This is a genomic window from Mucilaginibacter pallidiroseus (genome assembly GCF_007846085.1).
Taxonomy (GTDB): domain Bacteria; phylum Bacteroidota; class Bacteroidia; order Sphingobacteriales; family Sphingobacteriaceae; genus Mucilaginibacter; species Mucilaginibacter pallidiroseus.
This window is the reverse complement of record NZ_VOEJ01000006.1, coordinates 301618-314676: the sequence shown is the minus strand read 5'-3', so window position 1 is coordinate 314676 and position 13059 is coordinate 301618. Positions and strand designations below refer to the sequence as shown.

General features: G+C 41.5%; 13 protein-coding genes. 4 read left to right on the top strand and 9 right to left on the bottom strand.

Annotated features, from left to right (window positions below; genetic code table 11):
- Window positions 1–217 precede the first annotated feature (217 nt).
- The gene (locus tag FPZ43_RS14180; RefSeq protein WP_146382575.1) at window positions 218–745 is read right to left on the bottom strand and encodes an OmpA family protein; all 528 of its coding nucleotides are present in this window, start codon (window positions 743–745) and stop codon (window positions 218–220) included.
- Window positions 746–897: 152 nt separating this feature from the next.
- Here FPZ43_RS14180 and FPZ43_RS14175 point away from each other — a divergent pair, with 152 nt between their 5' ends.
- The gene (locus tag FPZ43_RS14175; RefSeq protein ID WP_146382574.1) at window positions 898–1275 is read left to right on the top strand and encodes a PH domain-containing protein; all 378 of its coding nucleotides are present in this window, start codon (window positions 898–900) and stop codon (window positions 1273–1275) included.
- Window positions 1276–1477: 202 nt separating this feature from the next.
- Window positions 1478–3688 (top strand): TonB-dependent receptor, encoded by a 2211-nt coding sequence (locus FPZ43_RS14170; RefSeq protein ID WP_146382573.1) that lies wholly within the window; start codon window positions 1478–1480, stop codon window positions 3686–3688.
- Window positions 3689–3755: 67 nt separating this feature from the next.
- Here the strand turns inward: FPZ43_RS14170 and FPZ43_RS14165 are convergent, their stop codons facing one another.
- The 8 genes from FPZ43_RS14165 to FPZ43_RS14130 all read right to left on the bottom strand — a co-directional run bounded on the left by FPZ43_RS14165 (window position 3756) and on the right by FPZ43_RS14130 (window position 9483).
- Entirely contained in the window at window positions 3756–5066 is a 1311-nt protein-coding gene (locus tag FPZ43_RS14165) for a hypothetical protein (protein WP_146382572.1), read from the bottom strand.
- A gap of 97 nt (window positions 5067–5163) precedes the next feature.
- Window positions 5164–5922 (bottom strand): oxygenase MpaB family protein, encoded by a 759-nt coding sequence (locus FPZ43_RS14160; protein WP_146382571.1) that lies wholly within the window; start codon window positions 5920–5922, stop codon window positions 5164–5166.
- Window positions 5907–6296, bottom strand: a complete 390-nt coding sequence (locus FPZ43_RS14155; protein ID WP_146382570.1) for a ribosomal maturation YjgA family protein — start codon at window positions 6294–6296, stop codon at window positions 5907–5909. The genes FPZ43_RS14160 and FPZ43_RS14155 overlap by 16 nt, the downstream gene beginning before the upstream one ends.
- A 1-nt stretch (window position 6297) precedes the next feature.
- A complete protein-coding gene (locus FPZ43_RS14150) occupies window positions 6298–6855 on the bottom strand; it encodes a hypothetical protein (protein ID WP_222430980.1) in 558 nt (185 codons plus the stop codon).
- 43 nt (window positions 6856–6898) lie between these two features.
- Complete coding sequence (locus FPZ43_RS14145; RefSeq protein ID WP_261381090.1) at window positions 6899–7201, bottom strand: winged helix-turn-helix domain-containing protein; 303 nt, start codon at window positions 7199–7201, stop codon at window positions 6899–6901.
- Window positions 7182–7823 (bottom strand): hypothetical protein, encoded by a 642-nt coding sequence (locus FPZ43_RS14140; RefSeq protein ID WP_146382568.1) that lies wholly within the window; start codon window positions 7821–7823, stop codon window positions 7182–7184. The genes FPZ43_RS14145 and FPZ43_RS14140 overlap by 20 nt, the downstream gene beginning before the upstream one ends.
- A gap of 65 nt (window positions 7824–7888) precedes the next feature.
- Window positions 7889–8242 (bottom strand): polysaccharide biosynthesis protein, encoded by a 354-nt coding sequence (locus FPZ43_RS14135; RefSeq protein WP_146382567.1) that lies wholly within the window; start codon window positions 8240–8242, stop codon window positions 7889–7891.
- A 512-nt stretch (window positions 8243–8754) separates the two neighbouring features.
- The gene (locus tag FPZ43_RS14130; RefSeq protein ID WP_146382566.1) at window positions 8755–9483 is read right to left on the bottom strand and encodes a carbohydrate deacetylase; all 729 of its coding nucleotides are present in this window, start codon (window positions 9481–9483) and stop codon (window positions 8755–8757) included.
- 354 nt (window positions 9484–9837) lie between these two features.
- Between FPZ43_RS14130 and FPZ43_RS14125 the strand changes: the two genes are divergently transcribed.
- Together FPZ43_RS14125 and FPZ43_RS14120 are read left to right on the top strand one after the other, a co-directional pair.
- Window positions 9838–10617: a polysaccharide biosynthesis/export family protein gene (locus FPZ43_RS14125; protein WP_146382565.1), complete on the top strand. Its 780-nt coding sequence runs from the start codon at window positions 9838–9840 to the stop codon at window positions 10615–10617.
- A gap of 13 nt (window positions 10618–10630) precedes the next feature.
- Entirely contained in the window at window positions 10631–13042 is a 2412-nt protein-coding gene (locus FPZ43_RS14120) for a GumC family protein (RefSeq protein WP_146382564.1), read from the top strand.
- The last annotated feature ends 17 nt before the right edge of the window (window positions 13043–13059 follow it).

Below are 13059 nucleotides of genomic sequence, written 5' to 3'. Positions count from 1 at the left end.
AGTACTTTTGCCCATGTTGAATATTTAAGTGTGGTAACTCAAATATCAACAACAAAGGGGTAGCTATAAACTACCCCTTAACTTTTCCAAAAATATTTTACCGGACAACAGTGAACTTGTTTCAGCATCCCACATTCAGGTGAGCCCTATCGTGCCAAAACGCCAACAAAAAAGCCTTAAGTGATCTACTTAAGGCTTTTTAAAATAGCTTAAAAAACTACTGCTTTTTGATCTCTACGCGGCGGTTAAGCGCGCGGCCGGCTTCATCAGTATTATTGCTGATGGGCTTGGTTTCGCCGTAACCCTTAATAACCAGGTTGTCGCCGTTAACACCACTATTTACCAGGTAAGTTTTAACTGCATTGGCACGCTCAACAGAAAGCGCCTGGTTGTGCTGTTCGGTACCTTCGGCAGACGAATGTCCACCTACCAAAAACTTAACTGATTGGTCTTTCTTTATTTCTGCAGCCGCCTTATCTAAAATAGGGTAAGCATCAGTCTTCAATATACCCGAGTTAAACTCGAACTGGATATTTTTAAAGTTATAATCTGGCGGGGCCGGTGCAGGTGCCGGTTCAGGAGCCGGGGCTGGCGCAGGTGCCGGTTTTGGCGCAGGCGGCGGTGGCGGCGGTGTGCTTACCGGAGCTGCAGGTTTTACAACTGCCTTTTTGCTTTTGCATGATGTTGCAATTACAGCCGTTAGCGCAAATGAAAAAATAAAAAATCTTGATCTTAAAAAATTCATACTGTTGTGAGTTTGGTACAGTTTTAAACGATTGGGGGTTATCAATATTGTAAAAGTAGCATTTACAGCCTTAAAAACGGCTTTTTAATTTGATATTGGGTTTGGCAGACCAATCCTTTTACACATATTTGATGCACATAAAATATAACCATATGGGCCTTTTTTCAAACTTATTAGGTAATGCCGGGGTAGCAAATCCCGACGAATTAAGAAAAGATTATGCTAACCTTTTTGTAGACGGTGAAAACGTCGAGATAGGTTTTAAGCTTTTCCGTGACGTATTCATTTTCACAAACAAGCGCTTGATACTTGTTGATAAACAAGGCATTACCGGCAGCAAAGTGCAGTACTTGAGCATTGCATACAAAAGCATTTCCCGCTTCAGTATTGAAACATCGGGTCATTTTGACCTTGACGCCGAATTGAAGATCTGGATATCCAGCGACCTGAATCCAATCATCGAAAAGAAATTTAATAAGCAGGTTAATATTTATGATCTGCAGCGCATACTTGCAATGCACGTATTATAATATAACCCAGCCCCGGCCATTGCGCCGGGGTTGTTACTTACAGCTTCAGTGATCTTGATATTTACTTTCCCTCTCCTTTTGCCTACTATAATAGTTCAACGATAGGCTTCGTCTGTCTTGTTAAATAGCCGTTACAAGTGCCTCATAGGCCTTTTAGCAATAAAATCTTTTAAATTCGCGGCAAATCCCCGCGAAACTATTGATGAGATATTTACTAATTGCTGCACTTTTATTTTCTGCTTTTCATATATCCGCCCAATCCCTTACGGGCAAAGTTACAGGCACAGGCAACATGCCATTGCAGGGTGCTTATCTTTTTAACATAAAAACAGGAAACCATGCCCATACAGACGAAACCGGGAACTTCCTTTTGAAAGCCAACCAGCCGGGCGATTCGATAAGGATATCACATGTGGGTTATCAAACTGTTATGGTAGCTTATGCCGGTACAGTACTAAACATCAATTTAAAGCCATCAACTTTTCAGCTTAACGAGGTAATAGTATCCGAAGGTATCAATCATCTATCGTCGGTTGCTTCTATTGATTTGCAAACCAATCCTGTAAACTCATCGCAGGAGTTACTTCGCCGTGTGCCGGGACTGTTTATTGGCCAGCATGCAGGAGGTGGCAAAGCCGAGCAATTATTTTTGCGCGGGTTTGATCTTGACCATGGCACTGACATTAATATATCTGTAGACGGCATGCCGGTAAACATGGTTAGTCACGCACATGGCCAGGGATATGCAGATTTACATTTTTTAATACCTGAAACTGTTGGACAGGTTGATTTTGACAAAGGCCCGTACCATGCCAACAAAGGCGACCTGGCCACTGCAGGATATGTGGCATTCTCCACAAAAGAGAGGCTCGACAATAGCTCGGTAACGGCGGAGTATGGCAAATTCAATACATACAAAACGCTCGGGCTGTTCAACTTTCTCAACAAGCCAAACCAGGCCGCCTACGTAGCTGTGGACTATTTAAAAACCGATGGCTATTTTGAAGCCCCGCAAAATTTTAACAGGCTTAACCTGTTTGGCAAATACACCATCAATTTTAAAAATTCCGACAAGCTATCTTTCAGTGCGTCGCATTTTACCAGTAGTTGGGATGCTTCCGGACAGATCCCTCAGCGTGCCGTTGACGAAGGTTTAATAACACGCTTTGGTGCAATTGACAGTAACGAAGGCGGCAAAACCAGCCGTACCAATTTTAACATTTTATATAATAAATATTTCAACCCGACTACGTGGCTAAAAACGAACGCATTTTACAGCCGCTACAAATTCGAGCTATACTCCAATTTTACTTTCTTTTTAAACGACCCTGTAAACGGCGATCAGATTAAGCAAAAAGAGGACAGAAATATTGCCGGCTTCGAGTCGGTTTTAAATAAGCGCTATGGCCTTGGCAGCGGCGACCTTACCATACAGGCAGGCATAGGCGGGCGTTTTGATGACGTTAATAACATCGAGTTATCGCACACCAAAAACCGTAACGAGGTATTGGTACCCATTATGCTGGGCGATATTAACCAGGCCAATGTTTATGCTTACCTCAATACCGAAATTGAAATAGGTAAATTATTGATAAATCCGGCTGTTAGGTTTGATCATTTTAATTTCAGGTATGCCAACAAGCTTTTAACGGGAAACCCTTCCACGCAGGAAGGCCAGGATATAGTGAGCCCTAAACTTAACTTTTTATACAATCAAACCAAAGACCTGCAGTTTTTCCTGAAACTTGGCAGAGGCTTTCATAGTAATGATGCCCGCGTGGTTACAGCTCAGCAAGGCTATCAAACTTTGCCTGCTGCCTATGGTGCTGATTTGGGTACTACCTGGAAACCCGCACCGCGGTTAATTATTAATGCCGCGCTTTGGTACCTCTTTTTACAGCAGGAGTTTGTTTATGTGGGCGATGAAGGTGTTGTGGAACCGGGTGGCCGCACCGCCCGCAAGGGTATTGACCTTGGCATGCGCTATCAACTTAACAAATGGTTGTTTGTTAATGCCGATGCAACATACACCCACGCCCGCGCTATTGACGATCCTAACGGTGAAAACTACATTCCACTTGCTCCAAAATTTACTTTTGCAGGCGGTTTAAGTATTAAACAACTTGGCCGTTTTAGCGGTGGCCTACGTGCTCGCTACCTGGCAGCCCGCCCCGCAAATGAAGATAACTCCATTACAGCAAAAGGCTATTTTATAACAGATGCCAACCTGAGCTATAATTATGGCCGTTGTACCTTTGGCATTATCACCGAAAACATATTTAACCGCGCCTGGAACGAAACCCAGTTTGCAACCACATCCCGACTGCAAAATGAAACCGATCCGGTTACCGAAATTCATTTTACGCCTGGTACACCATTTAATTTAAGAGGATTGGTCACAGTTAGGTTTTAGCAAAATTCCGAAAATAAAAGGAGAGCCTTTATCATCAGATAAAGGCTCTCCTTTTATCAATCGTAATCTATTTCTTTTGCAGATCGGCGGGATTTACTTCTTCGCTCAGCAGTTGGGTAAAAAGCTGCCAGCGTTTTGCCTGATCCTTCACAGTACCACCATTGCGTTCTATATAGCCTTTTATTAAATCCTGCCCGTAATTGTAGTTGATAACATAGCTGCGATATTTTTTGATGAAGTCAACGGATTTTTCGGCTGTTTCATCATTCATCAAACAATACTTTTTGAGCCATTTTAAAGCCTCGTTGCGGGTCATGGTTTCATTGATAAGTCCGCGGGCAGCTTCGTTACGGGCGTAGTTCAATTCCGCCTTTATAGCCAATGCTTTAAAATACACATCTGCACCTGTTGTATCTAAACCTGCAAGCGGCAGCAACACGCTTTTGGCAAACTTTACTTTTTCGTCGCCTGGGAAGGCCATTTCAACACCAAAGTTGGCACTGCCCTCGGCTATAAGTGATTGCGGACTAAACAACGGATAAAGCGACAGCTCCGTATATCCCCTATCATGATATAAGTTCTTTTCGAGCAGCATATTATACACGTGGTGGCCCGGGTAGCTTTCGTGGCTGCCTACATCTATTGCCCGGTCAATAAAAATTTTGATATCGGTATTGATCTGCACATTGCTGGTGTAATTGCCTTTATACCAGTTATAGCCGTTCCAGGGTTTATTGGTAACGTACTCCAGCGTAAAGTTTTCTTTTGCGGGCAGCTTTAAATGCGCCAGCGTGCGCTTGCGCGCTTCGGCAATAGCAGCCTTCATCACGGCATCCAGTTTATCTTTTGGAATGACGAATTTGTTGGCTAACTTTTGAAACCTATCGGCTACACGGCCTTTACCTGGCAGCAGGGTATCCAGCAAATCTACCTGGGCCTTGTATCGCTCTTCGGCATAAGCGGGTGCCGCAACACCAAACAGCTCGCGCGACTCTTCATCGAACGAACGGTATTCTTCACTATAAACCCTGATACGGCGGCCAAAAGCTATCAGCTGGTTGTACATCCAGTGGGCACGCATACGGTTCGAGTCTATTTGCGCGCCATCTGCCACAACTTTCAGATCGTTCATCAGCATGTTGATGTTGGCTAACAAACTATCGCGCGGAAACTCCTTAGCTACCGCCTGTTTTGGCTTAAGCGAATCCGGCCCGTAATAGGCATCAACAAAGTTATCGTCGTACTGGCCTATGGTTAAACCCAGGGTAACGTACTCCTGGGCCATTTTATTAAGCTTTTTTGTTTCGGGGTTATCCTTAATGTTTTGCTTGCAGGCAAAGGCAAATAATACGGGTATGATAAAGAAAATCTTTTTCATTCAGAACGATTTTTCATTGATGGCTGGGGACCGCAAGGTAACAAAACCTTTTAATAGATGTTGGCGCAAATGTGAATTGGCTAACAATCAGCAATCGTCAAGCTATATCAAGCGCTTTAATCCTTGCCTTGTATTCGCCGGGTAAAAGGGCCTCTTTTACGAGCTTATCTATGCTTATCAACCTGCTTAATTTGTATAAACCGATCACAGGCTTTACCACAGCCCTATCTTTAAAAGGCAAAAGTTGCCGTACGGCAGCCGGTGTTAACAGGAGCCAAACTTGCTTTAATAAGGCATATCGCACCGCTCCTAAATGTTTTTTGTATTGCTCAAAAAGATGGATAGTAAACTTGCTGTTTACCATATTGTTCTCAAGATGCTGGGCACGCCCAACAAGCCAGGCGGCATAGTTTGCCGGCAAACCCGGGATACCCATGCGCCTGCCTACTTTGTAAAAAGCATCAAATACCTGGTTCTTTTCTTCAGCAGTTAAGTTACGCTCTAATAATTCAAAAGAACGTACCGAGTAGTCTATCAGCATATACAACACGTCCCGGTAGGCCCAATCAGGTATTTGTGCACCGCGCGCCTCTTCAACCGAGCGGTGTATCTTATTGATCTGATCTATCGCTTTAAAAGCTTCCTCTTGCGGGGCGAAAATAATTTGCCTGGCATAGGTAACGGTAGAGAACAGCCTGCCAAGCGGATCGGCAGGGAGCTTGCCTGTGAAGTACAGCCAATCTACCGCCTTGTTAAGCGCAAACTCGGCAGCTGCCCCTGCAAAAATAAACAATACAGTATCAGCCTTGCCCCAAATGCGGCGCACTACGGAGTCTTTATCTATAAAATACTGCATGGTTGCATTGATTTAGCCAAGCGCTCTGTTATTAAAACTATTATGATACCAAGCATATAAGCCAGCAAATCCGTCCACGCAAATGTGGTGCCTATAATTACCCGGGCTATGGTGTACCTGCCTAACCCTAAAACATCAACAATGTGAAAACACTGTGCTATTTCTATAGAAAACGCAAAAAGCAAAACGACTAAAGCCGCTTTATAATTGCTAAAGTTTACAAAGCCTTTAAGCAGGCAATAGAGCAGGATAACTACCAGTACGTCGCCGCCAAAAGGGCGTATAAAGTTGTCGTGCACGTTAAGGGCGATGATAATCTCGATACCTAGCAGCCACAAGGTGGCCTGGAGGTAAAATTTATTAAAACGCAGCATGTTAATAGGTTGCAGGAGTTAATTTTAGAAGCAGTTTTATATCACGATGGCACAGGTAAAGCGGGATAATGCCAAACAGCCCGAAAGAGCAATCGATCAGCCGCCAGAAAATAGGAATGCCGCGTATTGGGCCGGCAATAAAAGCCAGTGGCACTATGGCCACACAAGCTATTATGCCAAATTCAATTACCCATATATTGCGCAAAGGATTGCGTAAGGGCCCAACAAATAAAACAGCAAGCATTACGTGCGCAAATGCCAGCCAATCGGTACCATAAGCTAAAAACGGATAGGCCGTGGTGGTTGCATGTACTGCATTATAAACCTTATATAGCCAGGTGGCCATAGTTGGGTTAAAATTACCAGCCTGGCTCATCAGCCAATTTAGTTCTGTCTCTATCGGGAATGCGGTAACGCCGCTTATAAATAAACCTGTGATCATTATCCATATGTAGACTTTGATTCGGGTTGTTACAGAATCAGCATTTGTCTTGCCGACATGTTGTCGCGCCAGATCATACTCCTTTTCGATGTGATTGTGTATTGCAATTGTTTTCATAATATAAAGTACTTTGATTTACAAAGTTAAAGCGCAAAAAAATTTACAGTTTCTGTTGTTTTATTAAATTTTCTAGGGCTTGAAGGTGCGCCTTAAAAGCAGCCATACCCGTTTTTGAAGCCATATAGCGTGTATTAGGCTTACGTCCTAAAAAGGATTTATTCACCGTGATGTATTCCTCTTTCTCCAAAGCTTTTAAATGCGAGGCCAGGTTGCCGTCGGTAACGTCAAGTAGCTCCTTTAGGGAGTTAAAATCATAGCTCTCATTAGCAACCAGCACACTCATTATTTGCAGGCGTATGCGGTTTTCAAAAGCTTTATCAAAATTAGTTAACGTTACCTTCACGATCGTACTTAAAGTGCATAACCGTACCGTATATAATATGCAGTACTCCAAAACCAATTGCCCAAAACAGCAAGCCATAACCAGGCAATGCGGTTGCTAAAATGCCAAGGCCAATTTCCATTAAGCCAAGCCATTTAACGTCGCCAAATGTGTACTGGCTTGCAGCAACCAACGCAAGGCCATAAAAAATGAGGCAACCCGGCGCAATAATACCGTAATGCCCCTGCATAAACAATATTATTATAAAACAGCCTCCGGCTAACAAAGGCAAAGCACCGCTAAGTAAAAGCGATTTGCTGCTTTGGCTCCACACTGCGCTGCCTTTACGTCGCGCTTTACGTACCGTTAGCAAAATTCCGGTAGAAACCGATACAATCAAAATAACGGCTGCCAGTACAAACAGCTTAAAATTGGTGTTATGCAAAACATCTGCATTTCCGCTCCTGGCAACGTAAGCCTCGCCCCCATTTGCATATAGCATGGTGTATGCGGCATAGGCCCCTATAAGTGCGTAGATACCCGCCATAACGCCCGACAATCCGCTAAGGGATATGAAACGTGTAGAGCGTTCCATGATCGTCCGGATAGAGCTGATGTCATCATATATATCTTGCTGTTTCATTTTAAAGTACTTTGCACTTCAAAGTAACAAAGAGAAAATCAAATTTGCAAATACATGAGGAAATTTTATTTGTCCCAGATACCCGTTGCGCATTTTGTTATTACAAGCCTGCTTTGCCAGGTAAGGAAAAAACTCATCAGCAGCATAACCACGATGTTTGATATTACCGTGCCATGTAAGCCCATCAGCTTAATCAGCCATATTGATAACGGGATATTAATGATACCTTTAATAATAACGCGTATCAACTGTATGCGTAATTTGCCTGTTCCATTTAACAGGTAAGCTTGTATGAGCATCCATGTTTGTACCACGGTGTAAATCATCATCATCAATGATAAAATGTCAGGCACCTTCACTATATCCTTGATCCATATTTTGTAGGCTACATCTGCAAGCAGGTAAAGCAAAATAGCCAAGACTGCAAAACCAAGCCATATAAACCTCAGCTTTCTAAGAGATTGTTTGATCCAGTCAAAGTCGTTGCGTGCATAAGCATCTGTAAAGGCACTCCAGTAAGGTGTTATAATGATGCTAAATGCTATGTTATTTATTGTGCGGCATCAGTAGTATCGCCGGTGGCATTTGCCTGCGCAAGTTTGTTGCGCAATCCGTTACTTAGCCCAATATCAAAAGTGTTTATCCATGCAACTCGGGACGCGATAGTTATCCAAATACCGTACTGAACTTGGTTTAAATAACCTATGGTGATGGGAACCAGTAAAAAGCCAATCAGAACGCTGGCTCGTTTTATGATAAGGCTGTAAAAAATGTCGCGTTTTATGCCCGCAATACGCTCATAATTAGCGGTAAATATGGCTTTTATCTTTTATGAAAGACATTATCGGTATCAGGTAAGCGTATAAAGCTACGATAAAAAGATGGATACCAGGGCGGTCCCGGTTATTGTTAAGTCAAACGCAACGCATATTCAGCCTAAATAATTCAACCACGACTTCATAGCCTGCTCATCTGTATGATCTGTTAGTTTTTCATCCTGCAAATCGGGATGTAACATAACTTCTGTTACGCTATCAGGCTTTCGAGTTGCAGTGTTGCGTAAAAACATTTGCACCGTCTCAAAATAGTCGGTATAATTTAGGCCTGCCTTTTTTACACGGTTATTGATCCATTTACGATATAAAAACTTGGCATAGTTTCCTTCGTTGTAAGTTTGGGCCAAACGTAGTTTTAAATTAAACTCTTTGGCAACTTCAAAAAATAGAGGAAAAAAAGCGGGCAACGTATGTATATGATAATGAGAATCGAGGTGCGTGAATGATAGCCCTGTGTTAATACCTTGTACTATTTGAGCTCTTATTTCTTCAAGAAAACTCTTCCTGTTCCGCGCATTTAAAAAGGCAGTTGCCTTATTCGTTGCGTTTATATTCCAAAAGCCGTTTTCATCTATAAATTTAGCGTCATTAAAAATTAAAGGTCTTCCCTCGGCAAGGTTTACATGTATGCCAATGCCTTGCATACAACGGTTGCTTTTTATAAGTTCAACGGCTTCATTAAACCCGCCCATATTAACTATTAATGACGAACTATTAATGATACCAAGTTCAAAACTTTTAAGTATTGCCAGATTTATGGTTTTATTTAAACCTAAATCATCAGCATTAATAATAGTATTATTTGGTATAGCGGATAAAACCATTAGTTAGCAAAACTACGTATATGCCCGGGTAGCTCAAGGCATAAAAATTTTATTTTTTTAAAAAAAGCCAATTATTAGTGCAAATTATTCAAAATATAATATCTAAAACTTATTGGATTATATTTTTTTTAGTATTTTCGCCTTAAATGCAGCAAATTAAAACAATTGCTTTTGCAATGATTAAACCTCATAAATTATTAATCACCTCCTGATAACTATGGGCGTTTTATTTAAGTTTTATTTACTTTAATAGTTTGCGCAAAAAGCTATAAGTTTATCTCTACATTATGAGTTTTCAAACACTTGTATTACAACATTTAAACCAACGTTTAGCTTAAACTCAACAAAACCAATATGAGCTTGAAAAATTTTACTAATTTATTTTTAATTGCGCTGGTATTTCTTGGCATGTCATCATGCACGTCTTACAAAAACGTTCCGTATTTCAAAGATCTTCCTTTGGATAGCATAAAAACCGAAACTATTGGAAATTTCACCCCGCTGACTATACAACCCGGAGATTTACTTGGTTTACATGTTAACAGCCTTAACCCGGATGCGTCGTACATGTTTAACTACAACTTGGAAAGACCCAATGGTACCAGCAACCTTGACAAAGCTGAAGAGAGCGCAGTTATAGGTTACCTGGTGGACCAGCAGGGCGATATACACTTACCTTTAGTTGGTGCAGTGCATTTGCAGGGCCAATCAACATTAGAAGCAAGCAAAACGCTTGAGGCTAAACTTGTTGAAGTAGTTAAGCAGCCCAAAGTAAACGTTCGTATTCAAAATTTTAAGGTTTCGGTTTTAGGAGATGTTAAAGCACCGGGCACATTTAACATTGTAAATGAACGCATCACTGTTACTGAGGCATTAAGCCGGGCTGGTGATTTAAATGTTACAGGCATACGCAATATATTGCTTGTGAGGGAAATTGACGGAAAACGAGAGTATGTTCCACTTGATTTAAAGTCGAAAAAGATATTTACTTCGCCATATTATTATTTAAAAAATAATGATGTAATATACGTAACGCCTAACCGTGCAAGGTCTGAAAATGACGGTTCAAGCTTCCAAAGAGTGAGTTTGCTGGTATCTCTATTATCAGTAGTAGCAATAATTTTAACACGATAAGTACTATTAAAATATGAGTAAGCAAAACACGCAGTTGACAACCTTCACCTTGCCTGTATCTGAAGCTTCGTCAACGTCTGACGGTGGCAGGTTGTTAAAAAAATATTTATTTCACTGGCCTCTATTTGTACTTTGCGCTATTGTTGCACTTGTGGGTGCATACTTCTACGTTCAAAACACGCAGCCCGTATATCCAATAGTTGCAACATTGGAATTCAAATCGCCTGTAAGTTCTGAAGGCGGTACAGTCATAAATAAAAATGGAACGGAGCAGCAGCTTGATCCTATCAACACCCCGGTTATCGTTGAAAACGAGATTGAGGTAATGCAGTCAAAGAAACTGATGTATCAGGTTGTGAATGATTTACAATTGTGGGTATCATATGTAAATAAAAAAACAGCTACTGACGTTGAGCTTTACAAAAACAGCCCGGTTAAATTTAATTTCTCAAAGCAAAACGGAGCTATTGATGCAAAAGGCATAAAATTGCTTATTACCATTAAAGATGCTAACTCATTTGTATTAAAAGATAAAGAGGCGGGCGACAAATCTTACAAGTTTTCTACGGTTATTAATGGCGACTTTGGCACCTGGTTCCTAACGCCTACTTCTTACATTAATGATTACATTGGATCGGAAATGTTGATTACAGTGCAGGATCCGGATTTGGTATCTGATAACTATCAATCTAAAGTAAAGGTGGAGCTGGAAAATAAAGATGCACCTTTCGTAAACCTTTCTACTTCGGATATTATACCAGCGAGAGGTAAAGACATTCTTAACTCATTAATGTCATTATATCAAAAAGACGCGCTTTTAAGTAAAGGTAAAGATGCCCAAAGCACTTTGAATTTTATTAATTCTCGTTTAGACTCAATAAACAAAGGCCTTAACATTGCTGAGATCGACATACAGCAGTATAAAAGTAGCCAGGGCATGACTGATATTACGTCACAGGCTCAGGGCTTTAGGGATATACGCCAGGCTAATATCAAGGCATCAAATGATGTGAAGATTCAACTGGGTATAATTGAAGGTTTAGCTAAATGGGTAAACTCTGGCTCAGCAGAAAAACTACCTGCTACAAGTGCCTACCTGCAAGACCCAAGCTTAATGGGTTTATATGATAAACTGGCGGCTTTGCAGGTTCAACGTGCGCAATTACTTGCCACCACACCAGAAACCAACCCCTTATTTGAACCGCTTAACGAGCAAATTGCAACCCTAAGAGAAGCGTTTAAAGAAAAAATCGCTGCTACCAAAGCATCTTTATTGGCTACGCAGAAACAAATGGAATCATTTGACTCTGGTTTGATAGGATCACTAAAGAAAATACCTGATCAGGACAGAAAATATAACTCGATGAAACGCGAGCAGGAGAGTAAAGAGAGGATTTACACTTTCCTTCTTGAAAAACGCGAGCAGGTTGCCCTACGCTACGCTTCATCGGTATCAGACTCCGAGGTAGTTGATGATGCGCATGCAAACAAAGCAAAATGGCCTAAACCGGCAATTATTTATCCTTTAGCATTAATAATAGGCCTTGCAGCCGGCGCTGGTATACTATACGGCCGCGAATCATTAAATGAGCGTATCCTTGTACGTCGTCAAATTGAAGATAAAGTTAATGTGCCTGTATTAGGCGAGCTTAGCTACCAGGAATCTACCACGCCTATTGTGGTTACCGAAGGCCGTGGTAAATTTGCCATTGGCGAGCAGTTCCGCGTATTGCGTACAAACTTGTTCCACTTGCATGGCAATAACGATCCCGGACGCGTTACATTGTTTACCTCGAGTATTGGTGGCGAGGGTAAAAGCTTTGTAAGCTCTAACCTGGCCGTTACTTTGGCATATGCAAAACGTAAAACAATCCTTTTGGAAATGGATTTACGTAAGCCCAAGATCTCAGGCGTGTTCGATTTGTCTCCAGATCATCCTGGTATCAGCGATTTTCTGGCTGAAAAAGCTACTGACTTGGATAAGCTAATACAAAAAACAGCTATTGAAGATCTTGATGTATTGGGTTGCGGCCCGATATTGCCTAACCCATCAGAGTTACTTGAAAAGGAAACGCTTGATAATTTAATTAACATGCTTAAAGAGCGTTATGACGATATCATCATCGACTCCCCTCCTATTCACTTGGTAACAGATGCATTAATTATTGCACGTACAGCCCATGCCACTTTATATATGGTTCGCCAGGGTTACACACATAAAGACGAGTTAGAATTTATTAATGAGATAGACGCATCTAAACGCTTACCTAAATATAGCTTGGTGTTTAATGGTGTTCGTCGCGATAAATTTGGTTACGGCTATGGTTACAGCTACGGCTACAACAATAGTTACTATAACTCATATGCCGAAAAGGAAAAAGAAAGTTTCGGTGAGCAATTTGGAAGATTTTTAAAGAGATTTTAACCATAACGACCCCCAGT

Coding starts and splice junctions, on each gene's coding strand:
- FPZ43_RS14180 (WP_146382575.1), bottom strand. CDS start 745: ATGAATTTTTTAAGATCAAGATTTTTTATTTTTTCATTTGCGCTAACG.
- FPZ43_RS14175 (WP_146382574.1), top strand. CDS start 898: ATGGGCCTTTTTTCAAACTTATTAGGTAATGCCGGGGTAGCAAATCCC.
- FPZ43_RS14170 (WP_146382573.1), top strand. CDS start 1,478: ATGAGATATTTACTAATTGCTGCACTTTTATTTTCTGCTTTTCATATA.
- FPZ43_RS14165 (WP_146382572.1), bottom strand. CDS start 5,066: ATGAAAAAGATTTTCTTTATCATACCCGTATTATTTGCCTTTGCCTGC.
- FPZ43_RS14160 (WP_146382571.1), bottom strand. CDS start 5,922: ATGCAGTATTTTATAGATAAAGACTCCGTAGTGCGCCGCATTTGGGGC.
- FPZ43_RS14155 (WP_146382570.1), bottom strand. CDS start 6,296: ATGCTGCGTTTTAATAAATTTTACCTCCAGGCCACCTTGTGGCTGCTA.
- FPZ43_RS14150 (WP_222430980.1), bottom strand. CDS start 6,855: ATGAAAACAATTGCAATACACAATCACATCGAAAAGGAGTATGATCTG.
- FPZ43_RS14140 (WP_146382568.1), bottom strand. CDS start 7,823: ATGAAACAGCAAGATATATATGATGACATCAGCTCTATCCGGACGATC.
- FPZ43_RS14130 (WP_146382566.1), bottom strand. CDS start 9,483: ATGGTTTTATCCGCTATACCAAATAATACTATTATTAATGCTGATGAT.
- FPZ43_RS14125 (WP_146382565.1), top strand. CDS start 9,838: ATGAGCTTGAAAAATTTTACTAATTTATTTTTAATTGCGCTGGTATTT.
- FPZ43_RS14120 (WP_146382564.1), top strand. CDS start 10,631: ATGAGTAAGCAAAACACGCAGTTGACAACCTTCACCTTGCCTGTATCT.